28 protein-coding genes are annotated in these 26,423 nt (G+C 46.2%); 14 read left to right on the top strand and 14 right to left on the bottom strand.

The features are described from left to right. Nucleotides 1-45 precede the first annotated feature (45 nt). Entirely contained in the window at nt 46-795 is a 750-nt protein-coding gene (locus E2R66_RS06980; protein ID WP_133228414.1) for a TrmH family RNA methyltransferase, read from the bottom strand. 44 nt (nt 796-839) lie between these two features. On the opposite strand from E2R66_RS06980, the gene tamL reads away from it, so the two are divergent. Beyond that, a complete protein-coding gene (tamL, locus tag E2R66_RS06975; protein ID WP_449406732.1) occupies nt 840-3,179 on the top strand; it encodes a translocation and assembly module lipoprotein TamL in 2,340 nt (779 codons plus the stop codon). Nucleotides 3,180-3,215: 36 nt separating this feature from the next. Here the strand turns inward: tamL and E2R66_RS06970 are convergent, their stop codons facing one another. The 3 genes from E2R66_RS06970 to E2R66_RS06960 form a co-directional block, all read right to left on the bottom strand. After that, complete coding sequence (locus E2R66_RS06970; protein WP_133228419.1) at nt 3,216-4,103, bottom strand: flavin reductase family protein; 888 nt, start codon at nt 4,101-4,103, stop codon at nt 3,216-3,218. Nucleotides 4,104-4,383: 280 nt separating this feature from the next. Continuing rightward, a complete protein-coding gene (locus tag E2R66_RS06965) occupies nt 4,384-5,382 on the bottom strand; it encodes a fumarylacetoacetate hydrolase family protein (RefSeq protein WP_133228421.1) in 999 nt (332 codons plus the stop codon). Beyond that, a complete protein-coding gene (locus E2R66_RS06960; RefSeq protein ID WP_133228423.1) occupies nt 5,379-5,669 on the bottom strand; it encodes a hypothetical protein in 291 nt (96 codons plus the stop codon). The genes E2R66_RS06965 and E2R66_RS06960 overlap by 4 nt, the downstream gene beginning before the upstream one ends. A 373-nt stretch (nt 5,670-6,042) precedes the next feature. On the opposite strand from E2R66_RS06960, the gene E2R66_RS06955 reads away from it, so the two are divergent. The 5 genes from E2R66_RS06955 to E2R66_RS06935 all read left to right on the top strand — a co-directional run bounded on the left by E2R66_RS06955 (nt 6,043) and on the right by E2R66_RS06935 (nt 10,367). Beyond that, complete coding sequence (locus E2R66_RS06955; protein WP_133228426.1) at nt 6,043-7,200, top strand: homogentisate 1,2-dioxygenase; 1,158 nt, start codon at nt 6,043-6,045, stop codon at nt 7,198-7,200. A gap of 126 nt (nt 7,201-7,326) precedes the next feature. After that, a complete protein-coding gene (hppD, locus tag E2R66_RS06950) occupies nt 7,327-8,493 on the top strand; it encodes a 4-hydroxyphenylpyruvate dioxygenase (protein ID WP_133228428.1) in 1,167 nt (388 codons plus the stop codon). Nucleotides 8,494-8,577: 84 nt separating this feature from the next. After that, on the top strand, nt 8,578-9,231 hold the full coding sequence (locus tag E2R66_RS06945; RefSeq protein ID WP_133228431.1) for a DNA alkylation repair protein: 654 nt from the start codon (nt 8,578-8,580) through the stop codon (nt 9,229-9,231). Between the two features lie 51 nt (nt 9,232-9,282). Further along, nucleotides 9,283-9,780: a TspO/MBR family protein gene (locus E2R66_RS06940; protein WP_133228434.1), complete on the top strand. Its 498-nt coding sequence runs from the start codon at nt 9,283-9,285 to the stop codon at nt 9,778-9,780. Between the two features lie 47 nt (nt 9,781-9,827). Next, nucleotides 9,828-10,367 carry a hypothetical protein gene (locus E2R66_RS06935; RefSeq protein WP_133228437.1) on the top strand — a complete coding sequence of 180 codons (540 nt, stop codon included), beginning with the start codon at nt 9,828-9,830 and terminating at the stop codon, nt 10,365-10,367. A gap of 42 nt (nt 10,368-10,409) precedes the next feature. Here E2R66_RS06935 and E2R66_RS06930 read toward each other — a convergent pair whose 3' ends face one another. Continuing rightward, nucleotides 10,410-11,114: a L,D-transpeptidase family protein gene (locus E2R66_RS06930; protein ID WP_133228440.1), complete on the bottom strand. Its 705-nt coding sequence runs from the start codon at nt 11,112-11,114 to the stop codon at nt 10,410-10,412. A gap of 258 nt (nt 11,115-11,372) precedes the next feature. On the opposite strand from E2R66_RS06930, the gene E2R66_RS06925 reads away from it, so the two are divergent. Then, the gene (locus E2R66_RS06925; protein WP_134737910.1) at nt 11,373-11,558 is read left to right on the top strand and encodes a hypothetical protein; all 186 of its coding nucleotides are present in this window, start codon (nt 11,373-11,375) and stop codon (nt 11,556-11,558) included. Here the strand turns inward: E2R66_RS06925 and E2R66_RS06920 are convergent. From E2R66_RS06920 to E2R66_RS06890, 7 genes are all read right to left on the bottom strand, one after another. Then, entirely contained in the window at nt 11,529-12,110 is a 582-nt protein-coding gene (locus E2R66_RS06920) for a Fic family protein (protein WP_133228443.1), read from the bottom strand. The two genes, E2R66_RS06925 and E2R66_RS06920, sit on opposite strands and share 30 nt — an antisense overlap. An 11-nt stretch (nt 12,111-12,121) precedes the next feature. Continuing rightward, nucleotides 12,122-12,871, bottom strand: a complete 750-nt coding sequence (locus E2R66_RS06915) for a LytR/AlgR family response regulator transcription factor (RefSeq protein WP_133228445.1) — start codon at nt 12,869-12,871, stop codon at nt 12,122-12,124. Beyond that, nucleotides 12,868-13,902, bottom strand: coding sequence for a sensor histidine kinase (locus E2R66_RS06910; protein WP_240049249.1), 1,035 nt, complete (start codon nt 13,900-13,902; stop codon nt 12,868-12,870). The genes E2R66_RS06915 and E2R66_RS06910 overlap by 4 nt, the downstream gene beginning before the upstream one ends. 133 nt (nt 13,903-14,035) lie before the next feature. After that, a complete protein-coding gene (locus E2R66_RS06905; protein ID WP_133228448.1) occupies nt 14,036-14,371 on the bottom strand; it encodes a DUF4288 domain-containing protein in 336 nt (111 codons plus the stop codon). A 45-nt stretch (nt 14,372-14,416) separates the two neighbouring features. Further along, entirely contained in the window at nt 14,417-15,256 is an 840-nt protein-coding gene (locus E2R66_RS06900; RefSeq protein ID WP_133228451.1) for a LiaF transmembrane domain-containing protein, read from the bottom strand. A 172-nt stretch (nt 15,257-15,428) separates the two neighbouring features. Next, nucleotides 15,429-16,469, bottom strand: a complete 1,041-nt coding sequence (locus E2R66_RS06895; RefSeq protein WP_133228454.1) for an agmatine deiminase family protein — start codon at nt 16,467-16,469, stop codon at nt 15,429-15,431. A gap of 144 nt (nt 16,470-16,613) precedes the next feature. Further along, complete coding sequence (locus tag E2R66_RS06890) at nt 16,614-17,483, bottom strand: carbon-nitrogen hydrolase (RefSeq protein ID WP_133228457.1); 870 nt, start codon at nt 17,481-17,483, stop codon at nt 16,614-16,616. A gap of 169 nt (nt 17,484-17,652) precedes the next feature. Between E2R66_RS06890 and E2R66_RS06885 the strand changes: the two genes are divergently transcribed. The 5 genes from E2R66_RS06885 to E2R66_RS06865 all read left to right on the top strand — a co-directional run bounded on the left by E2R66_RS06885 (nt 17,653) and on the right by E2R66_RS06865 (nt 21,870). Continuing rightward, entirely contained in the window at nt 17,653-18,612 is a 960-nt protein-coding gene (locus E2R66_RS06885; RefSeq protein ID WP_133228460.1) for a lysylphosphatidylglycerol synthase transmembrane domain-containing protein, read from the top strand. A gap of 149 nt (nt 18,613-18,761) precedes the next feature. Then, nucleotides 18,762-20,540: an aromatic amino acid hydroxylase gene (locus tag E2R66_RS06880; protein WP_133228462.1), complete on the top strand. Its 1,779-nt coding sequence runs from the start codon at nt 18,762-18,764 to the stop codon at nt 20,538-20,540. A gap of 22 nt (nt 20,541-20,562) precedes the next feature. Continuing rightward, nucleotides 20,563-20,811, top strand: a complete 249-nt coding sequence (locus tag E2R66_RS06875; RefSeq protein WP_133228464.1) for a hypothetical protein — start codon at nt 20,563-20,565, stop codon at nt 20,809-20,811. After that, nucleotides 20,801-21,169, top strand: coding sequence for a type II toxin-antitoxin system VapC family toxin (locus tag E2R66_RS29245; protein WP_158288349.1), 369 nt, complete (start codon nt 20,801-20,803; stop codon nt 21,167-21,169). The genes E2R66_RS06875 and E2R66_RS29245 overlap by 11 nt, the downstream gene beginning before the upstream one ends. Further along, complete coding sequence (locus tag E2R66_RS06865; protein WP_133228466.1) at nt 21,166-21,870, top strand: SDR family NAD(P)-dependent oxidoreductase; 705 nt, start codon at nt 21,166-21,168, stop codon at nt 21,868-21,870. The genes E2R66_RS29245 and E2R66_RS06865 overlap by 4 nt, the downstream gene beginning before the upstream one ends. Before the next feature lie 656 nt (nt 21,871-22,526). On the opposite strand, the gene tnpA is transcribed toward E2R66_RS06865, so the two are convergent. Both tnpA and E2R66_RS06855 read right to left on the bottom strand, forming a co-directional pair. Beyond that, complete coding sequence (gene tnpA, locus E2R66_RS06860) at nt 22,527-22,961, bottom strand: IS200/IS605 family transposase (RefSeq protein ID WP_133228469.1); 435 nt, start codon at nt 22,959-22,961, stop codon at nt 22,527-22,529. An 878-nt stretch (nt 22,962-23,839) separates the two neighbouring features. Further along, nucleotides 23,840-24,178: a single-stranded DNA-binding protein gene (locus tag E2R66_RS06855; RefSeq protein WP_133228471.1), complete on the bottom strand. Its 339-nt coding sequence runs from the start codon at nt 24,176-24,178 to the stop codon at nt 23,840-23,842. Between the two features lie 150 nt (nt 24,179-24,328). On the opposite strand from E2R66_RS06855, the gene E2R66_RS06850 reads away from it, so the two are divergent. Beyond that, nucleotides 24,329-24,727: a hypothetical protein gene (locus E2R66_RS06850; RefSeq protein ID WP_133228473.1), complete on the top strand. Its 399-nt coding sequence runs from the start codon at nt 24,329-24,331 to the stop codon at nt 24,725-24,727. 147 nt (nt 24,728-24,874) lie between these two features. Next, the gene (gene namA, locus E2R66_RS06845) at nt 24,875-25,942 is read left to right on the top strand and encodes an NADPH dehydrogenase NamA (RefSeq protein WP_133228474.1); all 1,068 of its coding nucleotides are present in this window, start codon (nt 24,875-24,877) and stop codon (nt 25,940-25,942) included. Nucleotides 25,943-26,423 lie beyond the last annotated feature (481 nt).

Genomic DNA, 26,423 nt, shown 5'->3' with positions numbered 1-26,423 from the left:
TTTTAAGGATTGCAAAAATAGTAATTATTATTTGCTAATCAATTTTTATTGAAATGATTTTGCAGCAAGTTTTGCACAAAATATAGCAGTAGCTATCGCAACGTTCAATGATTCGGCACCGCCAACACGTGGAATGGTTACCGGATGCTGTATAAGCTGCTGAATATCGGGCCGAATGCCGTTTCCTTCGTTGCCCATAACAATCAACGCTTCTTTACCAAAATCTACATCGTAGATGCTTTCGCCGTTGAGCAAGGCACCATATACCGGCAAGTCTGCCGAACGCAAAAACTCCTTCAAATCGGTATAACTGATATTCATGCGGGCCAGGCTGCCCATGGTGGCCTGCACTACCTTAGGGTTGTAGGCATCTACGGTATCTTCGCTGCAGATAATATTGGTAATGCCAAACCAATCTGCCGTGCGGATGATGGTACCCATATTGCCGGGGTCCTGTACGCCATCTAGCACCAGGCTATGCTTATTTTTCAGGTCTGCATCGCTAAAACCGGCCCATTGTGGTATGTAAACCGCCGCAATAGCATCGGCAGGGTTCTTCAGCGTGCTTATTTTTTGAAGCTCAGCAGTCGAAATCTCCTGAAAGTTTATTTTTCGGGATAAATTGAGCAATTTTGAGGCAATGCCCGGCGTGTGGTAAATTGTTTGGATGCGGTATGGCGAGTTAACAAATTCAATGATGGATTTATAACCCTCTACCAGGAACAAACCACTTTGCTGGCGAAACTTTTTGTGTTGTAGAGACGTTAGTAAACTGATTTGAGATTTTGAAAGCATATTTAACACCCGGCCGTTACCGTCTTGCAATATTAAGTATTTTAGTGGTTATTATGTCCGCTTGCAGCGTTACGCGTGGAATAAAGCCAAACCAGATTATCGTACGCAAGGTTACGCTGAAGGGTATAGATGGTGAATTCTCCGAAGCCGCCTTGAATTATGTAGACAAAGAACAACAACCCAATAACTGGCTAAACCTGCAATTTTATTACACTTTCAGCAAAAAAGGCAAACGTAACATAGGCGAGGCTCCGGCTTTATTGGATAGTAACCTGGTTGAGTTTTCGCGCCTGCAGCTGCAAAAATACCTGCAAAACAAAGGGTACCTTAAAGCCAGGGTGACCGATTCTATCGTAGTAAAAAAGCAAAAAGCAGAGTTGATTTTTACAGCCACCGAAGGCCCGATGTTCCACATCAGGAATTATAAAGACAGTATTGCCGACCCGAACGTGCGGAACCTCTACCGCAGCAGCAAAAAGCAATACTCGCATGTAAACGCCGGCAGCCGCTTTGATACTGATAGTCTGGCTTACGACCGCGACCAGTTTTTCCAGGTGATGAAGCGGAACGGTTACTTTGATTTTTATCGCCAGTACATCAACTTCGAACCGGACAGCAGCTACCGCCAAAGCGTGGTGGATTTGGTGATGATTATTGATAACCCCGCCGGTAAACCAGCCCACCCCACTTATACCATCAATAATACCCTCATAACCATTGCCACCAGCAATGGCCGCAAAACAGGCAAGGCCGATACCATACAGGTAGATTCGCAATTTAGATATGTAGATTACTCGGGCCGTTTTAAGCCTAAAACCGTTACCGATTATATCTTTCAGAAAAAGGGGCGTTTGTTCGATATCGATATGCAAACGCTTACCACCACGCGCCTATCGGAATTGAACGTTTTCAGGAATGTGCCCAGTCCTATCTACGATAAACTGCCCGATAGCACAAATCGCCTGAATACCCGGCTGGAGATAGTGCCGCTCAAAAGGATGTCTGACAGGGTAGAGGCGGAGTTCCTTTTCAATGGCGGTCGTTATGGTTATAACCTTGGTAATACTTTTACCAACCGCAATATTTTTAAACAGGCTGCTGCCCTGCAAGTAAAGATTAACTGGAGCATATTGTTTGATAGCGGGCGCAACGCCGGCGATAACAAAGGCATCCAGAACCAGGAGTTCAAAACGGGCGTTAGCCTGATTTACCCCCGCCTCGTTTCTCCGTTCGATTTCCCCAACCTGGCCAAATTCGGGGTGCCGCATACCACATTCTCTACTAACTTCTCCTTGTTTTACCAGAAAGGCCTGGTGCAGCGGCGCAGCTGGATAAACTCCATTACTTACGATTTCTTCGATACGCGTACTAAGCAGCACTCTATTACGCCCATCAATATTGAGTTTAGCAGTGGCAGCATAGATCCGGTTGCCAAGGCCGAGTTGCTTAAACAGAATCGTTACTCGTATGTGTACCTTATTGGCCGCACCACTTTTACATCAGGCTCGCAGTACACCTTTCAGTATAATACCATCAAGCTAAACACCTACGAGAATTTTTATTATTTCCGCGGAAGTTTGGATTTGGGTGGCGGTACGCTTAACCTGCTTAGCCGCGCACTTAATACCAAGAGGGACACCCTGGGGCAGCGCACCATTTTTGGTAACGCTTTTTCGCAATACATCAAAACCGAGATCGATTACCGGCTGTATAAAAGTCTGGGCGGCGAAAAGCAATTTATTTTTCGCTTTAGCCCCGGTATTGGCGTGCCTTATGGCAACAGCAACCAGCTGATATTTGAAAAGAACTTTTATACCGGCGGTGCTAACGATATACGGGCCTGGCTACCGCGTACGCTGGGGCCCGGCCAGTTTAACCGCGCCAGTTACGGGGTAGGAGGGGCTGCCGATACCACACGCGCCCGCCTTAAATACCTGGACCAGTTTGGCGAGATAAAGATGGTGGCCAACCTGGAATACCGGTACAAACTGATGGATAACTTCTTCGGCACGAAGTTGAAGGGGGCGTTGTTTATGGATATGGGAAACGTTTGGCGCCTAAATAAAACGACGGATAACCCCAACGGCGAGTTCAGGCTCAATAATCTTTTCAATTCTACCGCGATAGGCATAGGTACGGGCCTCCGTTTCGATCTTAGCTTCTTTATCTTCAGGCTTGATGCTGCGTTTAAATTCAAAGATCCGCAGTTCAGCGGATCCGACCAGTGGGTGCTTATTAAACACGCAGGTGAGTTGTTTAAGGCCGGCGACTTTAAAAAGGCCTACCTTAAAGCCAACAGCACCGGAACAGATGGCAATGGCAACTACGTGGGCGATAGCTACAACTTTATGCAGCTGAACTTTGGTATAGGGCTACCGTTTTAAACATAATTGCCTGACGCTGGAATTTCTGTATTACGTTTACATCAGCAATACTTTCCAGGCATCCGCTACCAGGCCATCGTCCAGCAGATGTTTGGCGTGTAGGTGTAATTGCAATTCGCGGGTTTGGCTGTCGCCGATGGTAGCATCGAAGAGTTCTTTTATCACATCACTTTGGGCAAAGGCTTCGATTTCTTCATCGGTAGGCAATGCCTCCACATTCCCCAATTGCCCCAGGTTATTGCCCGTAAGCACTTTGGAGTTGCGAATGGCATATGGTATAGCATCCACGCCGATACCCATCGTACGCACGGGCTTAGCTACCTTAAATAGGTTGTCGGCGGTAACGCGGCAATACCAGTCGCCGCCCAGGCGGGCCACTAAGTCTATCTTCTCCTGGTCTATCCTGCCGGTCTCATCTAAAATATCCTCGTTAATGTGAATGAGCTTGATTTCGGCGATAACCAAATTACCTGCACCCGGGCCATCGCCAAGGCTTATCACATCTATAATTACGCATTCAAACTGCACCGGCGATTCGGCAACGCGGGGTGGCCTTACCAACTCAGACGGCAACGGGGTCAGCCCCGATTTCATGAACTCATCCACACCCGCAGGATACTCTACGCTGGATAGCGACACCTGCTGCACGATATCGTAATTCACGATATTGATGACGCACTCGGGCACTGCCAATATGTTCTCCAGCGTATGCTTGGTGGTATTATCCCTCACCCTCCGTGCCGGCGAAAACACGCAAACGGGTGGGTTGGTGCTGAACATATTAAAGAAACTGAAGGGGCTAAGATTGACGTTCCCCTCTGCATCCACTGTTGATGCCAGGCAAATAGGCCGCGGCGCAATGGCGTAGTGCAGGTAGTTCTGCAATTCGAGAGGGGAGAGGTTCGACGTGTCAAGTGTTAACATAGTTCTTTCTGATAGCATTTAACAAATTTTGTCATTGCGAGTATCCACCAGGGCTCCCCTGGAAAAAAATGTAATGACGTGTAAAAAATTAACACTGATAATCAACAACTTAAGGCCACGTCATTATAAGGGGCGGCGGGCGGACGGCGAGAGAGGGCGCGACGCGGCAATCTCGTCACTAAGCATTACGGTAATGCCTGACGACGAGATTGCCACGGCTCGCCTTTCCGCATATCCCCTACCAGGAGCCTCGCAATGACAAATTGGCTAATGGATTTTTTTATAATTTCTTCAACGCGAGCAAAGAAGACTCACTCTCGCTCTTCTTGATAATGTTCCCCAGCATTCCCAGCCCGGTTATTTCCATTTCAACCAAATCGTTGGGTTGCAGCCATTGGGTTTGATAGTTGGGATCGTTAAGCAAGCCGGTACCGTTAAGCTCCAGGAAGCATCCTGTTCCTACCGTACCCGAGCCGATAACATCACCAGGCAGTACGTCGCAGCCGTAGGCGCAGCGCTCAATGATCTCAGCGAAGGTCCAGTCCATATCGGCCATATTGCCGCTGCTTACTTCTTTGCCGTTCACCATGCATTTCATTTGGAGGTTATAGGCATTGCCGGTGTGGCCGGGTTTGGGCTCGGTTTTGTATTGCTCAAATTCATCGGGCGTAACCAGCCATGGGCCAATTACGGTAGAAAAATCCTTTCCCTTTGCCGGCCCAAGGTTCAATAGCATTTCTTCCATTTGCAGGGTGCGGGCACTCATATCGTTCATGATCATATAGCCAGCTATATAACTATCGGCATCTTCGGCTTTTATGTTGCGGCCTTTTTTATTGAGTACTACGGCTACTTCCAGCTCAAAATCGAGCTTTTGGAAATGATCGGGCATGCACTCTATTTCGCCGGGGCCCTGTATGGCATTGTGATTGGTGAAATAAAAGATAGGGTACTGATCGAATTCGGGTATCATATCTACCTTGCGGTTGCGGCGGGCAGCAGCCACATGCTGGCGAAAGGCGTACCCGTCGCGGCAACTTGTGGGGTGGGGCACGGGGGCTATCAGCTCATAAAAAAGCTCTTCTTTCCCTTGCATCTTGCCGTTGCGCAAATCCTCGTTTACACGTTTGGCGTGCTCCATCAATTCGTCGCCCCCCCATAGAAACGCGTTCATGTTATCGGGGATGAGTTTATCGCAGGAGTTAAGGTTGTAGATATGTCCTTTGATGTACACACCCAAATGCTCGCGGTCTTCGGTTTTATAGGATACTAATTTCATAAATATGGTGGTTTATTTGGTTCTTGTTTTTTAAGGTTGCGCTGCAGGAATATGTTCGCGCCGTAGATAAAGGCGGCTAAGGAGGAAAGATCCAATATGAAGTTGCTGAAATTAAAACCCAACTGGCTTTGGTCAACATAGGCCAACTTCCCGCCCGTGTAACGGTAAAATTGCCAGGGAAAGCCAATAGCAGTAAAACCATCAATGGCGGCATTATTCTCCATAAACAAAAAAGTTAAAATAACCCAAACGACTATCCCGATTAGTATGGCGTCTTTTCTGATCATGCCCGGTTTAATTGGAAACCAAACATAAAACTTTTTTATAATAAACAGTATCGATAATATTATGCTTGCATATGAAAACAACTAGTCCTACATTTGTTTACCAAATATGAGCATCATCAAACAGTTTTATTTTTCCCTGGGCCTCACCTCTATGAGTGATGCTTCTTCCTTTAGGGATGCTGTGCTCGCTACTGCCGTTTTAGCGCAATATTAGTTTTTTGTTGAAAGGTTTTAAGGTTGAAAAGTTGGAATGTTGTTCATGCCGGCTCTTTAAAACTATCCCCCGTTTCAATCGTTTAATAATTAATGCTTTAAGTTAGGTTTTACATAACTTTTCAACCTTAAAACATTCCAACATTTAAACCAATTTTTAATGCCTATTTACCATACTTTGGGGACTATCCCGCATAAGCGGCATACCCAGTTTCGTAAACCCGATGGCACCTTATATGCCGAAGAACTGGTGTCTACCGAGGGTTTCTCCAGCCTTTATTCGCTGGTTTACCATGCCTACCCACCTACCATCGTAAAGGCGCTGGGCGAGCCGTACTCTGTAGAGCCTAAAATAGTCCGCGAGAAACACTTGAAGCACACCAGCCTCATCGGTTTCAATATTGAACCTGTTGACGATTACCTGCAAAGTCGCAAACCGGTTTTGGTGAATGCCGATTTGCATATCTCTCTTGCTGCGCCTCGCCATAGCATGACGGACTATTTCTACAAGAACAGCCAGGCCGACGAGGTGATATTTATCCACGTAGGTAGCGGTACGCTCAAGACCGGCTTCGGGCAAATCAAATTTGCGTACGGCGATTATTTGGTGATACCGCGGGGGACTATCTATCAACTGGAATTCGATACCCCCGATAACCGTTTGTTTATTGTAGAAAGCTTTAGTCCTATCCGTTCGCCAAAACGCTACCGTAATGCTTACGGGCAACTGATGGAGCATTCGCCTTATTGCGAACGCGACATCAAACGACCAACCGATTTGGAGACGCACGACGAAAAAGGCGATTTCAAGATACTTATCAAAAAACAGGGTTTAATTTACCCATACACTTATGGAACCCATCCATTCGATTTTATCGGCTGGGACGGCTTCCACTACCCCTGGGCATTTTCGATACACGATTTTGAGCCGATAACAGGTCGGGTACATCAACCACCGCCAGTGCATCAAACCTTCGAGGGGAACAACTTCGTTATCTGCTCTTTCGTGCCCAGGAAGTTCGACTACCACCCGCTATCTATCCCAGCGCCTTACAACCACAGCAATGTAGATAGCGACGAGGTTTTGTACTACGTAGATGGCGATTTTATGAGCCGAAAAAGCGTGGTGAAAGGGCAAATTACTCTGCATCCGGGCGGTATACCGCATGGCCCTGCGCCGGGTTCGGTAGAGAAATCTATCGGCAAAGAATTTACCAATGAACTGGCCGTGATGATAGACCCCTTCCGGCCGCTGATGCTGACGGAAGATGCAGTAAGGATTGAAGACGAGAATTATTATAAGAGCTGGGTGATATAAGCCCCACCCAAACCCTCCCCGGAAGGGAGGGCTTTAAAAATCTTTAAAGTCTCCCCTGCCGGGGGAGATTTAGAGGGGGTTGCCACCCAGACCCTCCCCGGAAGGGAGGGCTTTAAAAACAAAATTATGAGCACACTAACTTTAAATAACAAAAACACAAAAGTCTCCCCTACCGGGGGAGATTTAGAGGGGGCCGCTGCCGCCGTCGATTTCCTCCCGCTTAACGGTACCGATTATGTTGAATTTTATGTGGGCAATGCTAAGCAGGCGGCACATTATTACAAAACCGCTTTCGGCTTTCAGGATTTGGCTTACGCTGGTCCCGAAACCGGCGTGCGCGACCGTGCATCCTACGTGTTGCAGCAGGGCAAAATTCGGCTGGTGCTGACTACGCCCTTGCATTCAGACCATCCCATTGCCGAGCATATTAAAAAGCACGGCGACGGCGTAAAAATATTGGCCCTTTGGGTAGATGATGCCTTTGATGCATTTAAGCAAACCGTTGCCCGTGGCGCCGAGCCGTACCAGGAGCCCAAGACTATCGCAGATGAACATGGTGAAGTACGCACCAGTGGTATCAAACTGTATGGCGAAACGGTACATATGTTCATTGAGCGGAAAAATTATAGCGGTCCGTTTTTACCGGGCTACAAAGCCATGCAAACTACCTATCAGCCAACTGATACCGGCCTGCTGTATGTAGACCATTGCGTGGGCAATGTGGGCTGGCATAAAATGAACCAGTGGGTTAATTTTTATGAGGATATCATGGGTTTCCGCAATATCCTCACGTTTGATGATAAGATGATTTCTACCGAATACAGCGCGCTGATGAGCAAAGTGATGAGCAATGGCAACGGCTACGTGAAGTTCCCGATAAACGAGCCTGCCGAAGGCAAAAAGAAAAGCCAGATAGAAGAGTACCTGGAGTTTTACGAAGGCGAGGGCGTGCAGCACATGGCACTGGCCACTTCCGATATCGTAAAAACCGTGACCGACCTGCAAAGTCGCGGTATAGAGTTTTTAACCGTGCCCACTACGTACTACGATGAACTTACCGACCGCGTTGGCCATATTGATGAAGATCTGGAGCCTCTTAAAAAACTAGGCATCCTGGTAGACCGCGACGATGAAGGCTACCTACTGCAAATATTCACCAAACCGGTGGAAGACAGACCTACGCTGTTCTTCGAGATTATCCAGCGCAAGGGTGCAAAATCATTCGGCGCAGGTAATTTTAAGGCACTATTTGAGGCGATTGAAAGGGAACAGGAATTGAGGGGAAACCTGTAGGGATTTCGGAATTTGGAGTTTCGATTTCGGATTTAATCGTTTGGGCCGGGCAAATTTGTCCGGCTTTTGTGTTATCTTTCGTTAATGATTGATGATGTAATAGCCGAACTAAAAGCGCATGCCGATGCTAAACACCTTGCCGGCATGCTGCGTTTCGGCATAGATAACAGCCGTGCCCTTGGTGTTAGGATACCCCAGGTGCGCTTAATTGCCAAATCTTATAAGAAAAACCATGAACTAGCTTTACAACTTTGGGATACCGGCATCCACGAAGCGCGTATCATGGCTTCGATCGTTGATGACCCCGCACAGGTTACGGAAGAGCAATTTGATACCTGGGCAAAGGATTTTTACTCATGGGACTTGTGCGACCAAGTGTGCGGCAACCTGTTCGACCGCACGCCACTTGCGGTAGCTAAAGCCATCGAATACAGCGAACGCCCTGAAGAGTACGTGAAACGCGCCGGATTCGTATTAATGGCCGGATACGCTGTCCATCACAAAAAAGCCGCCGACGAAGTATTCCTTCAATTCTTATCCATTATTGAGCGCGAAGCGCATGATAGCCGTAACTTCGTAAAGAAAGCCGTAAACTGGGCACTGCGGCAAATTGGCAAGTGCAACTTTAACCTCAAAGCTGAAGCGATAGCAAGTGCAGAGCGCATAATGCTGCAGGATAACAAGGCTGCCAAATGGATAGCGCAGGACGCGCTCAGAGAACTTTTGAGTCGGCCTTGATAAGTGACTGACTTATAAACATTTTATACTTGAACCTGTTATTTAAATATTATGAAAGCAGATACCCCCGTCACTAAATTTCAACCCATTCCGTTTATCATCAGCCTTGTTATTACGCTTGCTATTGGCGGTGTAGCATCCATGTTTACCCGGCCCGAGATAGCTGCCTGGTACACCACCTTAAAAAAACCGGGCTTTACGCCACCTAACTGGCTTTTTCCCGTAGCGTGGACTACGCTTTACATCCTCATAGCCATTGCTGCCTACCTGGTTTGGAAACGCAGAGAAGGTACCACCGTTTACAAGATCACAGCATTGATTTATAGTGTTCAACTGCTGCTGAATTTCTCCTGGTCGATAGTGTTCTTCGGCATGCACTCCGTGCTGGGCGGGCTGATGGTTATTGTGCTGTTGCTGGTATCCATTATGTTGAATATTGCCTGGTTTGGCAGGTTTTCTAAAACTGCGGCCTGGTTACTGGTGCCTTACCTGCTTTGGGTAAGCTATGCTACGCTGCTTAACACAGCAATTTTTATATTAAACAAGTAATAGAAAAAACACTAATTTTAGTGCAGGCTTACCGGCCATACATCCTCATGAAGAAAATACTTTTAGCGTGCTGTCTGTTATTCCTTGCATCGGGTTATGCTTTTGCAGATACCGTAAGCATCAAACATTTTGTGGTGAAGGAGAATCCTTTCGCTAAAGATGAGATCGCTTTGGTGGCCGTAGATACTGCGAGCAATATACAAGAAAACGTAAACGGCACCTTCAGCTTTACCATCAATGGCTTTGTGGAAGAACTGAAATTTGAAAAGGGGACGGCCTTCTATCGCCATAAACTCGAAAAATCGAGCTTTATCTTTGCTCGTCACAAAAACGACGAGGGCACCACTTCTATGCTTTACTATGTTTACCGGCACGATAGCAAACTTACACCGGTAAAAATCAGTTGGATACTGCTGGTAGCCATCCCATTAGGATTAGTTTTATTGGGTTACCTCTTTAAGCGTTTTATCATTATTGCGCTCATTATCTTCTGTATATTTCTATACTTTAACCACAGCAGCGGGCTCAGTATACCCACCTTCTTCCAAAGCGTGTTGGATGGGTTAAAGGGTATATTCTGGCACTAATTATTGATTTAGAGAATTATTGATTTAATGAATTGGCTGCTTTCAGTTGTCGAAGCTGTACGCTTTCCTTACTACTTTGGCATTTGCCGGGATGTGCTTTTTCTCAAATAAATCGTATCCCGGTTTCATGGTTTTCCAAAAGCGGAGGTTGGGCGAGGTTGAGAAGGCCTGCATGTGGTCATTGTCCATCTTAAAGGGATATATATCCAGGTTCATTTTTTCCTGCCCGGCGCCGAGGGCTTTGTAGATAAGGGTGTAAATTTCTTCGATGCGCGCATCCGTCATGGCATAGCAGCCAATGGAGACGCAATGCCCGTGTATCATAATCGCATTGCCTGTATAGCCTTTTTGCTGTTCCAATCGGTTAGGGTAGCCAATGTTGATAGCGAGGTGGTAATTGCTTGCGGGGTTAAGTTGTTTAGCTGTAATGGTATAAAAACCTTCGGGGCTTTTGCCGTCGCCCTGTTTGGTTTTGGTTCCCAAACCGCCCGAATAGTAACATATCTCATAGCGTTTAAACAACGCATATTTCGAACCTTTCTTAGCCCATACCTCCAGCTGGTTGGTTTGCTTAAAAATGCGCAGGTAAATGCGGTAATTACTATCGAAGTTACCATCCGCAAGTTGGTCCTGCAATTTTGGCCAAAGGGCCGCACGGGCGTCGCTGGCGCGCTTGCTATCGGGTAGTTCTAAAGGTTTTTTAAACGTGAATAACGACAGGAAGAGGATAAAGAATAGCTTAGGCATCGTTGGTAATTTGATTAATCAAATATACCTAAGTTAACAGTTGGTTCAGAATAAAATTTTAATAAAGTTATATAATTAGATTTTTATTCTTCAAAAAATGATTTGTTTGATATTAAAACTTGTATTTGGTTATTTTGCCGACATGGCTGAAGCTGGAAGCTTAAGCCATGCCTACCACGAGATACGCTGCGCTAATCTCGCGGCAGCGGCAATTTGGTGATAAAAACTATTTCCTCGAAAATTGTTATATTTGATAAAATGAAATTCTACGAAAAATATCCGCAACTAAAAGATAGGACTTTTTTAACAAAAGTGCTTACGGATACAATTTATTCGACTATGGCGCTCGAAGATCAAACAATTGAGGAAACTCGTGTTGAAGAACTTGTTAAAACGCTACTACATGATGCCGAATTAAAGGGGCCGCAGTTCTTTAGCAATTAAATCTTGAAGTAAGCTAAAGTCGCCTCTATCTGCCGTTTTCATGGCATTAATGTATATTTTCCTGCCTTCGCCATCCCGATGATAAAGTTGTAGAGGATGATACCCTAGTTTGAGTGCAATTAAATTCATTAGTAACCTGCCTGTTCTGCCGTTCCCATTATTGAAAGGATGTATGCGGATAAATTCATAATGCGCATAAGCCAGATTGCTCACATGGTCTTTAGCGGTGGTAAGCGCAGATAGCTTATAATTTAAATTATCGATAAACTGATAAATAAGTTGTAAAACCTGAGTGGCGTGTGGAGGATGTAAATTTCCCACAATTGCCTCATTAGTACGCCATTTGCCTGCCCAATCATATAGTTTAGAAAAACCTATCCGATGGATATCGAGTATTAATGCAGCAGATAATTCTACTTGGTTGTCTAACTCAAATATGAATAACTCAGCGTTACCTATTCCAACCCCTTCAATTTCATTGATAACATTAGGGTCGGTAATCCCTTGCAGGTTATCATCGGGTGATGGTGTCCAACTGGTGTTATTATCCATTAAAATAGGCTTTATATCCCCAACACCTGCTTCAGCTTTACATACCCTGTTTTGCTTACCGGTATCTTCGCGCCCGATTTTAAGATGGCCAGGTGGCTGTCTTTCTCGTAAGGGTCTAAACGGGTTATTTGTTGTATGGCGATGATATAGGAGCGATGCACGCGCACAAAGTAACGCGGGTCTAATGTCTTCTCGAAGAAGGCCATGGTTTTATTTTTCAGGAACGCACCTTCGGCCGTGATTACGCTTACGTAGTCATCGTCGGCTTGCAGGTATTCTACATCCTGTACCGAGATTATCTTCACTTTGGTGCCTGTTTTTACCACAATGCGCTCATTTTGCGCGGGCGATTGCGCGGCAATTTCCAATATGGTCTCGGTAGTTTTTGCGTTAGCGGCAGGCCCGGCGGCGGAGTGCGCCAAATATTTATCTATGGCTTTCACGAAACGTTCCTTGCTGAAGGGTTTCAATAAATAATCCACCGCATGGGTTTCAAATGCTTTTATGGCAAACTCGTCAAAAGCGGTAGCAAATATTACGGCAGGCGGATTCTCCACCAGTTCCAGCATCTCAAAACCGTTTATCTTGGGCATCTGCACATCCAGAAAAATCAAATCAGGCTGGTGCTGTTGTATTGCCTTCAGGCCCTCGAAGCCATCGCCGCATTCCTGCAGCACCTGTATTTGTGGAAATGCTTGCAGGTATTCCAGTACAACCATGCGTGCCAGGGGCTCGTCGTCAATAATCAAAACGCGTGTCATAACTGCGGTATTTTTATAATGGTTGTAAATATATTATCATTTGCATGGGTTTCCATCAAATCGTTGCGGGCAAATATTAAATATAATCGGCGTTGTACCCCGCTGAGGCCAAAACCAGTGCCCTTGCGGGGCCGGGATGTTTGCGAATCGTAGGGGTTTTGTATGGTCATGATGAGGTAGTTATCCTCCAGTTCGCCGCTGATGCTGATGGTTACTTCGCCGATGGTATCGTACAGGCCAAATTTTATCGCATTTTCTACCAATGGCTGCAATAGCATGGAGGGCAGCAGGGCCTTGCCGCATTTTTCGTGGCAGCTTATTTCGGTTTGCAGGCGGTGGCCAAAGCGCACCTTCTCTATCTCCAGGTATAAATTCAAATGCGTAAGCTCGTCGTTCAGGGGAACCAGTAGCTGGTCATCCTTTTTCAGCGTGCCGCGCAAAAAATCTGATAACTGGTGTATCATCTTGCGGGCCTCGTCGGGCTTAAAGCCGATGAGCGCATTGATGGAGTTTAAGCTGTTGAACAAAAAGTGGGGCTGCAATTGCTGGCGAAGGTTGTAAAGTTCGGCATCGCGGGCTAGTTTTTCGGCTTCGGTTTTGCGTTCTTCGGTTTTCTTGTTGTCTAACTGTGAATAGAACAAGGCACTGATCATGGCCATCCAGCCGATGGCCAAAAAATCTGTAAAGAGGCGGATGATGAACGATTGCTTCAAAAAGTTGTCATATACAACACCGAAATTGAAGAAGGGCAGTATGTACCTGCCTGCCGCAGTACAACCTGCCGCAAGTGCACCGCACCAAACCAACAGGTAAATGTAGCTGCCACGGTCGGGCTGGTAGTAGCGCAGGTTATTGTTGATGAGCCAGCAGGCCATGGAGAGCATAAGGGCGCTCATTGCGCTATCGGCAAGGGCTACCATCCAAACAAAGCCGAAACTATGCAGGATATAAGCCTGCAAGGCGGCCCAAACCACCCCGCAGATAGCAAATGCCCCAAATAATTTTCCTCCTGATAAAGCTGATGATGCCAAAACCTATGGTTTAATTTGTTTTATTATAGTGCCGAAGTCTTTCAATGTCGAACACCGAATGTTGAATGTCGAATGATGAAGTATGAAAGAACTTCGGAGTTCATTATTCGACATTCGTTATTCGATATTCTTTTTAGTTCCTTACCCCCAACAGGGCCGATTTATGGTGCGCCCAGGCAATATACAGGTCCGGGTCGGGTGCTTCGTGGATGTTGTAGTAAAGCTCGGCACCATCTGTAGGTGTGCCTATGGCGTTAAGTTCGGCAACATCAATAAATTGCCATTTTACGGTTTGCTTTTGCACGTTAACAAAGCTATCCTGGTTGGCGTGGCCTATGTTGCTGGCTTTTTCAAAGGCGTGCTGCTCGTTGTTGGCGTTTATCAGCCTCAGCTGCTCGTCGAACTGCGGGTTGTGATCGCCATTGCCGCTTATCACTCTGAAAACTAATTTCGCTACGTACCAATTCATTTTGCTGGGTGTTACAGGTTATTGTATAGATGAATGGGGTATTGATCAGTAGCTGCGTATTTCCAGTCCGGCAAATAAGGATACGCCTTTGATAATTAGTACCTTGTCGCTTTTCATGGCCTGCATGCTCTTCAAGCGTTTATCGTCGGTACCGGCAAAAATGGCGCTCATATCTACAATTACCTGCCAGTTGGCCGGTACGATGATTTTGGTGCCACCGAACACCTGCGTTATATCTATAACTGCACGGGTTCCGATATCGGCATGGGTAAAATCAATTTCGGTACCGCCGAAGATGTTGGTAATATCGCCACCCCTAAAGTTTTTAGAGAAGATAGTTTTATTTACGCCGCCAAAAATGGCGGTAGCATCTAAAATATCATCGTGCGATGGGGGAGGCACGGTGCCACTGCTTGTACCGCCATCGGTTGGGGGTACGCCGGTAGAGGCGTTGTATGGAGCAGCCTCGCCAAAATCTGCCAGGGGTTTTTCGCCGCTAACGGTGTCGGCCTGGTATTTTTTGTCCCAAAAGTCGCCGTCGTTTAAATGGTCGCCGGTTTTCTTCTTCTTCATGATGATCCACAAGCCCAGGGCTATGAAGGCGGCCGGCCAAACAATGCCATTAGCGTTGTTGATATTGGCGTTGATAAGCCATATTACGCCCAGGCCGGTGATAATAACCCAGTTTGATTTTTGGAAATTGCTGCGCGAACCTATCCATAGGCCGATGAACACCAGCCATAGGGGATCAAGATCTATATAATCGGGCAGGAGCAAAATGTTAAGTTGCCTAAGTAGCATATAGCTGCCTACGAGGAGCAGTATTGCCCCAGCCATAACTGCGCCATTGGCTTTGTTAGGTTTTGGATTTATGTTGGTGTTCATGATATCTAAATTTTAATGTTACCCAAAACTAATGTAACATTTGGTTTATGCAAACCGCTTATTGGCGATGTAATTGAAGAAGTCGGTAAGTATGGATAAATTGTCGGTGAAAAAGTAAAGGCGATTATCATTTAAAGATAACCGCCTTTACTTTTTTGCTGGAACTTTTAAATTACACCGCCGGCTCCTGCTGGCTCAAACAATGGAAGCTGCCCAAACCCCAGATAATGTCTGTAGAATCTATCCCAACCACTTTCCTATCGGGGAAGCAGCCCTGGATAATATCCAATGCTTTATCGTCGTGCTTGCTGCGGTAGGTGGGTACAACAACGGCGGCATTGCCGATATAGAAATTGGCGTAAGAGGCGGGTAATCGCTGGTCGTCGTATATCACGGCATCGGGCATAGGCAGTTCTACGATGTTTAGCTGCTTGCCGTTGAGCAGGCGCATGGTTTTGAGGCTTTGCAGGTTCTCTTGCAGCAAGTAGTAGTTTTCGTCGTTTTTATCGTGTTCCACTACGGTAACTACGGTATCGGTATTAACAAAACGGGTAATGTCGTCTATATGGCCGTCAGTATCATCGCCAACAATGCCATCGCCCAGCCATAATATCTGCTCTACGCCGTAATACTTTTGCAGGTAACCTTCTATTTGCTGTTGGTTTAAATGCGGATTGCGGTTAGGGTTCAGCAGACAAGCTGTAGTGGTAAGCAGGGTGCCGGCACCGTTAAAATCTACCGAGCCGCCTTCCATTACGATACCCGGATGGTAAACCGGCAGGTTGAAGTGATTGGCAATTTTGGTAGGGATAACATCGTCCAGATCGTACGGAGGGTATTTGCCGCCCCAGGCATTATAACCCCAATCTACTATGGCTTTCTCTTTGGTTTCGTAGTCCACCAAAAACGCGGGACCATGGTCGCGGCACCAGGCATCGTTGGTTGCAAAGTGGTAGAATTCTACTTCGCTTAGATCAACTCCCGCTAATTGCAATTGCTGTTTTGCAAACCATTCCATTGCCTCATCAGCCACGTTAATACGCACCAACTGGCCCTCCGATACAACCTTTATAAATTCGCAATATTTGGGATAAATAAGATCTATTTTACCCGGCCAGGAGGCCTCTTTGTGAGGCCAGCTAAGCCACATAGCAGTCTGTTTAGCCCATTCGGCGGGGAAGTGGAGTCCGGTAGGTATGTTGGTGGTGCTCATGGTCAGTTTTTATTTCAAACCGTCATTGCGAGGAACGAAGCAATCTCTAAGCTATGCATATTGGATATGCTATTCGGAAGATTGCTTCGTTCCTCGCAATGACGCGGTGGGGAAGGCGTGCGTGTTAATTAATCCTCGTCTTAATTAATCGCCGTCGATGAGACGTTTTGTTATGGGTTGATACGAATCTATACGGCGATCCCTCAGGAATGGCCAATGACTGCGGTAATAATCAGATTTATCCAGATCTAGTTCCATTACCACAACCTCTTCCTGATCTGGAGTGGTTTGGTGCATAATGGCACCGAATGGGTTAGCGAAGAACGATCCTCCCCAGAATTTCACGCCGGCTTCTTCGCCCACGCGGTTTACGCTTACCACGTACACGCCATTGGCCACTGCGTGCGAGCGTTGTATGGTTTGCCAGGCGTTGTATTGTTCTACGTTGGTAGCTTCGTCCTGCGTGGTGGCCCAGCCTATTGCAGTAGGGTAGAAGAGTATTTCGGCACCCATCAGCGCGGTAATGCGGGCAGCTTCGGGGTACCATTGGTCCCAGCAGATCAACACGCCTATTGTGGCGAATTTGGTTTTGAAAACCTTGTAGCCCAGGTCACCGGGGGTGAAGTAGAATTTCTCGTAAAAGCCCGGGTCATCAGGGATGTGCATTTTGCGGTACTTGCCCAGGTACTGTCCATCTGCATCTAAAACGGCGGTAGTGTTATGGTAAACGCCCTGCGCACGTTTCTCAAACAGGGAGGCTATGATGACCACGCCAAGCTCTGCAGCCACGGCCGACAAGGCATCGGTAGAGGGGCCGGGGATAGATTCGGCCAATGCGAAATTGTCGTAATCCTCCACATCGCAAAAATATAGCGACGTAAAAAGCTCCTGCAGGCAAACAATCTGCGCGCCTTTGGCGGCTGCTTCGCGCACCTTTACGATAGCTTTATCCAGGTTTTCCTGCTTATTGGCGGTGCAGGTTGTTTGCACCAGGCCTACTTGTACTTTCCCCATAGTGTTAGAAATTTGCCGCAAAAGTAGTTATTTGGAGGATGATTTCACCGATTACACCGAATGATTACACCGATTTGATAAAGAAATAACGAAACGATAATTGTTAAAATCTGTGAAATCAAATCTGTGAAATCGGTGTAATCCAAAAAAAACATAGCTTTGCACCCGAATGAAGGACTTGATAGAAACCGAGGTAGAGGAAACGGAGAAAGCCGTTGAACCCAAAACCTGGAAAGACAGGCTTTGGAGTGCAACCAAGTTGCTGCTAAAAGTTGCCGTAACCGTGGGTTTGCTTTACCTGCTGTTTCATGGTAAACAAGATTTGCTTATGCAGGTTAAATACCGCTTGCTGCATGCCAACTACTGGTGGATGCTGGCCGCATTGGTCAGCTTTTTTGGCAGTATGGTGTTCTCGTCCTGGCGCTTGTCCAGCTATTTCAAATCTATTCAGCTGCACCTCGATGCGCGATTCAATTTCCGTTTATATCTATTGGGGCTCTTCTATAATTTCCTGCTGCCAGGTGGTATTGGCGGCGATGGTTACAAAATATACCTGTTGAGCAAAACGTACAAGCACTCTGCAAAAAAGGTGTTCTGGGCTATTATGTTTGATAGGCTTAGCGGGCTTTGGGCCATCGGGTTGATCACTGTAGCGCTTATCTTTTTAATTCCGCAGATAGATATCCATATCGGTATCCCTTTGGGGATATTTACGCTCGCATCTATTGTTTACTATGGCGTGGCTTACAAATTCTTCAGGGAGTACACACATTATTTTTTTGAGGGACACTTAAAGGCGATATGCGTGCAAGCCCTGCAGGTGCTGGCTATCGTATTCGTACTGCTGGGTCAGGATTTTACCGGTAAGTTCTCGCCCTACCTCTTATCGTTCCTGATATCTGCACTGGCTACCATTATCCCCATCAGCGTAGGCGGTGCCGGTATCCGCGAAACGGTGTTTACCTACCTCACCCGCTGGTTCCCTATGGAAAAGAGCCTGGCGGTGTTTTTGCCGGGGTCGTTCTACCTCATCTCGCTCATCGTAGCTTTCTTTGGGATATATTACGTGCTAAGGCCCAAAAGGTTGGAAGCGGGTCTGCCAAAAACAGAAACAGGCAGCGAGAAATAAGGCCTCGCCTCTAACCATTTTTTCAAAACCGTAATATAATTCGGGCATACAGCCCTCAAAAAATATTATATTCTGAATTAAAAATCTATCGAATCATAATCGGTTATTTGCTGTTTCTGTATAAGAACCCAGTTAAAACCAGCTTCCCTATGAGCCGATTTAATGATTTTAATAACCCGCAGGTTGCTGCGCTGCCCGCACATCTGAAGCAGTTCATTGTACCGCAGCACTACGAACATTACACCCCGGTAGATCATGCCGTGTGGCGTTATGTAATGCGCCAAAACTACAGCTACCTTAAAGATGTTGCCTATTACCCCTATATTCCCGGCTTGCAGAAGGCTGGGCTAACGATAGAGAAAATCCCCGATTTACAGGATATGAATGATGCTTTGGCGAAAATTGGCTGGGGCGCCGTTACGGTGGATGGTTTTATCCCCCCTGCGGCATTTATGGAGTATCAGGCTTACCGGGTGCTGGTAATAGCTGCCGATATCCGCCAGTTAAAGCATATTGAATATACCCCCGCGCCGGATATTATTCATGAATCGGCGGGGCATGCGCCTATTATTGCCGATAAGGATTACCACCAATACTTAAGCTACTTTGGTTCAATAGGAGCGAAGGCAATGTTCAGCGCGCAGGATTTTGAGTTGTATGAAGCTATACGGGTGCTCTCGATACTGAAGGAGATGCCCGATGCCGATGAAGCAGAACTCAAAAAAGCAGAAGCGTTGGTCGCATACCGGCAGGATAACATGGGTGAACCATCTGAAATGGCCCTGCTTAGCCGCCTGCACTGGTGGACAGTCGAATACGGCCTGATAGGCTCATTAGAAAATCCAAAGATATATGGTGCCGGTTTGCTATCTTCCATCGGCGAAAGCGCGAGTTGTATGATGGCCGAGGTTGAAAAGTTGCCTTATACCATCGATGCCGTAAAGTATAGCTACGATATAACCAAAACACAACCGCAGCTTTTTGTTACGCCCACCTTCCAAAATTTGATAGACGTGTTGGAGCAATTTGCTGATACCATGTCGTTCCGCAGAGGTGGCGCTTACGGCCTGCAAAAAGCCGTCGAAAGCAACAATACCTGCACTGCGGTTTATAGCTCGGGGTTACAGGTTTCGGGCACGTTTACGGAAATGAAGGTAGATGGAGAGGGCGATGTTGCGTTCCTTAAAACTACTGGCGGCACCGCCTTATCGGTGGGCAATAAGCAGCTCAAAGGCCATGGCAAAAGCTACCACAAAGACGGTTTCAGTTCGCCCGTGGGTAAATTTCAAGGTAGCGACAAAGCTTTAGAGGATTTTACGTCAGATGAGTTAAAAGCCGCATGTATACAACCAGGCAAAGAAACCTCGCTTCAATTCGAAAGCGGTGTCAGCGTTTATGGCAAGGTGAAAACTATCTATGCGCACCACAGTAAGATACAAATCATCACTTTTATCGATTGTACCGTAACGGATAAGGGCCGCGAACTGCTGTTTCAGCCAGAGTGGGGCGTATATGATATGGCTGTCGGCGAGCGTATCGTATCCGTATTTTGTGGCGCGGCAGATAAGGATGCCTTTTTGGAGATCCCGTATAAATCGGCAACTGTAACGCATCACCCGGTGTATGATGACGCAACCCTTCAACTGCATAACCTTTACCGGCAAGTGCGTAACCGCAGGCACAAGGGCGGCGATTACGGCTATCTGGGAAATGTATGGCTGATGCTGCAAAAATACCACCAGGATGATTGGCTCTGCGCGTTGGAAATCTTAGAACTGCTCGACCATGAAGGCTTAGAACACGCCCTTGCTGCTGAAATACAGGCTTTCCTGGAAAATAAAGCCACCACCGAACCTGAGTATCAAAAACTCATCAGCGATGGGCTGTATCTGATAAAGCACCCGGTAGAAGAGAAATTGGTGGTTTAACATAAAAGTAGTAATTTAGGGTATGACAACGCTGATAGTAAAAGTTGACGATGATCGTGCTGAATCCCTGAAAAAGATATTGCACGAGATACCGTATGTACACGAAGTGGAAACGGAAGACGTTGTTTTGCAATTCAAAGAGCCTTCTTCAACATACGAAAAAATTAAAAAAATTCAGGAAGAAATTGGCGACCAGGACTTTTTTGATGATATAAAGGACCCTTCAGCTTGGCAGCGCCAGATAAGAAAGGAATGGGATCGTGATTTTTGATACTAATATTTTAATTTATATCTCAAAAAACATCCTTAGAATCGACGAGTTAATCCCACCTGCTTCGAACGCAAAAATATCTGTTATTTCTTACATCGAGGCTATGGGGTTTGCCTTCGGATCCGCGAAGGGACGCAATTATATGGCGCAGGTTTGTTCGTCGTGCGAAATTGTTGAATTATCAGATGAGATAACTAAGCAAACAATTCAACTAAGAGCGAGTCATAAAATCAAACTCCCTGATGCAATAATTTACAGCACGGCATTGGTCGAAAATCTTCCATTATTAACGAATAATATTTCTGATTTTAAATCGCTACCCCATAAAGTGGAATTAATAAATCCATTTAACCTATGAACATCATTATAACAGGCGCCAGCAGCGGCGTAGGATTCGAAGCGGTACTAGAACTTATTTTATCGGGCAAGCATAAAGTAATTGCGTTGGCGCGTTCGCAAGATAAACTTGAAAAGCTACTAGAGATTGCTAAAGGCCTCAATCCCGATTGTGAACTGTATGCTATTGCGTTCGATATTGTGCACGATGATTATGTCGGATTGCAGCAGTTCATCGCCGCTAACTTTGATAACCGAATAGATGTATTGGTGAATAATGCGGGCGTACTCATCAATAAACCATTTGCCGAGCTTTTGGAAACCGACTTTGTAGAAATGCTGCAGAGCAACTACATAGGCCATGTGCGCATCATTCAAAGCCTGTTGAGCTTTATGGGCGAAGGCTCGCATATCCTTAACATAGGCTCCATGGGCGCTTTTCAGGGGAGTGCAAAATTTCCGGGGTTGCTTGCCTATTCGGCCAGCAAGGCAGCACTACATACCTTAACCGAGTGCCTGGCGCAGGAATTGGTGGGGCAGGGCATCAAAGTAAATTGCCTGGCCCTGGGTTCGGCGCAAACCGAAATGCTGGAGCAGGCATTTCCAGGTTATGAATCACCCGTGATGGCGTTTGAAATGGGTAAATATATCGCCGATTTTGCAGTTACGGGGCATAGGTTCTTTAACGGCAAAGTGCTACCAGTGGCGGTAACAACGCCGTAAGCACTATATATGGCCGCATGATTTCTCTGCCTCTGTCCGTCACATAAATGTGACGGCAATGAAGGTGGGTTTCGGATATTATCATCTCCACTTTTCCACCTGCCAACAATCCGTAACGCACCTTCATTGCCGTCGGTTTCAACCGACGCTATTCCGTCACATTTATGTGACGGCAATGAAGGTGGGGTTTCGGATATTATCATCTCCACTTTTCCACCTGCCAACAATCCGTAACGCACCTTCATTGCCGTCGGTTTCAACCGACGGAATATCTATTCCGTCACATAAATGTGACGGCAATGAAGGTGGGTTTCGGATATTATCATCTCCACTTTTCTACCTGCCACCAATCTTTAACCCCACCTTCGTTGCCGTCGGTTTCAACCGACGCTATTCCGTCACATTTATGTGACGGCAATGAAGGTGGGGTTTCGGATATTATCATCTCCACTTTTCCACCTGCCAACAATCCGTAACGCACCTTCATTGCCGTCGGTTTCAACCGACGGAATATCTATTCCGTCACATAAATGTGACGGCAATGAAGGTGGGTTTCGGATATTATCATCTCCACTTTTCTATCTGCCACAAATCCTTAACCCCACCTTAATTGCCGTCGGTTGAAACCGACGGAATAGGTCATAAGCTTTCGTCAATTAGTCCTTGACCAAACTCCAGCCGTAAATAGTTTTGAATTCGGTTGCTTCTTCTTCAAAGGATTTCCTCAGATGATGTTGCTCCTGGTTTTTAATGTAATTAATAACCCTCTTAACCTGAGATTCACCAACCGATACAGCGAAATAATCGTCCTGCCAGCAAAAAGGCTGCTCAATAATTTTAGTATTATTTATCCAGAAAGATGATTCACCTTTGATAAGTTGGGCAACAGTAGAAATGCTTTGATTTTTCCCCAATGAAATCAAGCAATGCAGGTGGTCAACGTATCCATCAATCGTTTGCAGATAAATTTCCTTCTTTTTGCAGTTTCCGATAATATGGGTGCACACATCATGCCTTAATTCTTTGTTAAGCCATGGTTGCCTGTTTTTTGTCGAAAAGACTAAATGAACCCAGATTTTAACAAAAGACATATTTTTGATATTTAAATTTGTTTAATATTTTCATTGAAGCTTCGCTAGTTCCTCATGTAAATGTGACGGCAATAAAGTTGTCTCACCAAACATATCCATCCTCCCACTTCATTGCCGTCGGTTTCAACCGACGGAATGCCAATTCCGTCACATAAATGTGACGGCAATGAAGTTGTCTCACCAAACATATCCATCCTCCCACTTCATTGCCGTCGGTTTCAACCGACGGAATACCTATCCCGTCACATAAATGTGACGGCAATGAAGTTGTCTCACCAAACATATCCATCCTCCCACTTCATTGCCGTCGGTTTCAACCGACGGAATAGCTCCATATGATTTCTCTTTTTCTGTCCCATAAATGGGGCGGCAATGAAGGTGGGTTGCGGATATTAACATCTCCACTTTTCTACCTGCCACCAATCCTTAACCCCACCTTCATTGCCGTCGGTTTCAACCGACGGAATAGCTATTCCGTCACATATGTGATGGCAATGAAGTTGTCTCGTGAAACATTACCATCCCCCCACTTCATTGCCGTCGGTTTCAACCGACCAAACAGTGGCAGTGCCCAAGCATTCTCAACCCACCTTCTTTGCCGTCGGTTTCAACCGACGGAATAGCTATTCCGTCACATAAATGTGATGGCAATGAAGTTGTCTCGTGAAACATTACCATCCCCCCACTTCATTGCCGTCGGTTTCAACCGACCAAACAGTGGCAGTGCCCAAGCATCCCTCAACCCACCTTCTTTGCCGTTGGTTTCAACCGACGGAATAGCTATTCCGTCACATAAATGTGACGGCAATGAAGTTGTCTCGTGAAACATTTCCATCCTCCCACTTCATTGCCGTCGGTTTCAACCGACGGACCGGGCTCTATGCCTTGCTCCCCATCTTTACAAATTCATTTACCACAATTTCGGTTACGTAGCGTTTTACGCCCTCTTTATCGTTATACTGCCGGCTGGCCAGTTTGCCTTCTATAATTACGGTATCGCCTTTTTTAAGGTAGCTTTCGGCAAGGTTGGCCTGCGCGCCCCAAAATATAATCTGGTGCCATTGCGTTTCGGTTACCTTTTCGCCTTTATCATTTTTGTAGCTCTCGCTGGTGGCGATGGATAGGCGAGCCAGTTTGCGGTTGTTGTCGAACGTTTTTACTTCAGGGTCCATGCCCAGGTTACCAATCAGCCTTACGCTGTTTTTCAATGCTGTCATCTTGTTTAGTTTTTAATGTATGTGTCTGGTTAATTGACCATACAAAAGTGCAGTGGGGTGAAAATTTTAGTCGGGTAATAAGCGCTTATAAACGACAATATCCGTTTGCAAGCGTTTGCAAACGGATAAATAATCGGTTATCTTTATCAGGTGAATGCACAAAGAACCTGTTTAGATTGCGGAACGCCCTTACATGGCCGTGCAGATAAAAAATTCTGTAACGACCTGTGCCGCAATAATTATAATAACCAGCTTAACAGTAACAGCTATAACCTGGTGCGCAATATCAATAATATCCTGCGCCGTAACCGCCGCATAATAGAAGAGCTTAACCCATCAGGCAAAACCAAAACCACGCGCGAGAAGCTGCTGAAGAACGGCTTCGATTTTGATTACTTTACCAGCAGCTACAAAACCCAGGCAGGCGCACGTTACTTTTTTTGCTACGAGCAAGGTTACCTGCTGTTGGATAATGATGAGGTATTGTTGGTGATAAGCAAAAAAGAATTTGCTAAAATGGGTGATGGCACCACATCGTCATCATCTTAATACGCCAGTTTTCTGTTTTTTTGTAGCGGCCCCAAAACCGCAAGGCTGGTTATTCATACTCGGGTCATATCCAGGCTATGTGCCCTATTTTACAAAACCATGAGCTTGCTGTAAATGTTACTCCTCATATTTGTCAAAAAAAACATCATGCCGCATCTATTTAGTCCAATCAAAATAAAAAATATCGAATTAAAGAACCGCATTGTAGTGTCGCCCATGTGCGAATACTCCGCTGTAGACGGTTTTGCCAATAACTGGCACCTGGTCCATTTAGGTAGTCGTGCGGTTGGCGGTGCCGGACTAATTATCACCGAGGCCACAGCGGTTTCGCCCGAGGGGCGTATTTCCTACGGCGATTTGGGCATCTGGAAAGATGAACACATTGCCAAACTAAAAGAGATTACCAATTTTATTGAAGAACAAGGGGCGGTAGCCGGTATCCAGTTAGCGCACGCCGGTCGCAAAGCCAGCCACGATTTGCCCTGGACGGGTGGCAAACAAATACGATTTACCGAAGAAAATGGCTGGGTAACCTTTGCGCCGAGCGCAGTGCCTTTTACCGAAAACGAAGAGACCCCGCAGGAACTCGACCGCGAAGGCATTGCCAAAGTAATTGATGATTTTCGCGCTGCTGCCGTACGTGCATTGGCCGCCGGTTTTAAGGTGATTGAATTGCACGGCGCACATGGTTACCTTATCAACCAGTTTTTATCGCCATTGAGTAATCACCGTACCGATGCTTATGGCGGCACGCTTGAAAACCGCGCCCGCTTATTACTAGAGATTATTGATGCCGTAAAGGAAGTTTGGCCTGAAGAGTACCCGTTGTTCGTCCGCATATCTGCCACGGAGTGGACCGAAGGTGGCTGGACGATAGACGATTCTGTAGCCTTAGCCAAAATATTACTGGATAAAGGCATCGACCTGATTGATACCAGCACAGGAGGCAATGTTGCCGGGGTGCGGATTCCTTTGAAACCGGGCTACCAGGTTGAATTTGCCGAAGCTATTAAAAACCAGGCATGCATACCCACCGGTGCCGTAGGTTTGATAACCACCGCCAAACAGGCCGACGAGATTATCCAAACCGGGCAGGCGGATTTGGTGCTTTTGGCACGTGAACTCCTACGCGACCCGCATTTTCCGCTTCGCGCAGCCCACGAGTTAGGTGTCGAGGTGAAATGGCCACTACAATACGAACGTGCGAAGTGGTAACCCCTTTTCGCAACACCATAGCGATGGGTTTTAAACCCATCGCTATGGTGTTACCCTTTCAAATAATCATCACATCGGATTCTTTTATAGAATAAGGCGCCTGGGTATTGCTAATAATTTTAGTATATTTAACCTATAGATACCAAACAAGCTAAAATTATGTTTCAAGGATTAAATATACTGGAGTTTACTGAGAAATTCTCAACTGATGAAAAGTGTTGGGAGTACTTAGCTATGCAAAAATGGGAACAAATTTATAAATGTGGCAATTGCAGCCATTCCCGTTATTATAATGGGAAGCAGGCAGGCACCCGGATATGTTCTAGATGCAAGTATTCGGAATCAGCTACCGCCCGTACTTTATTCCATATGCTTAAATTCCCTATACGTAAGGCGTTCCATATTATCTATACGATGTCCTGCAACAAAAAAGGTATTTCCAGCTACGAACTTTCCCGCCAATTGAGCCTCCGGCAGAAGA

The organism is Mucilaginibacter psychrotolerans (genome assembly GCF_004519315.1).
GTDB lineage: Bacteria > Bacteroidota > Bacteroidia > Sphingobacteriales > Sphingobacteriaceae > Mucilaginibacter > Mucilaginibacter psychrotolerans.
Note: the sequence above shows the minus strand (reverse complement) of the source record. Positions and strands in the feature narration are given on the sequence as shown.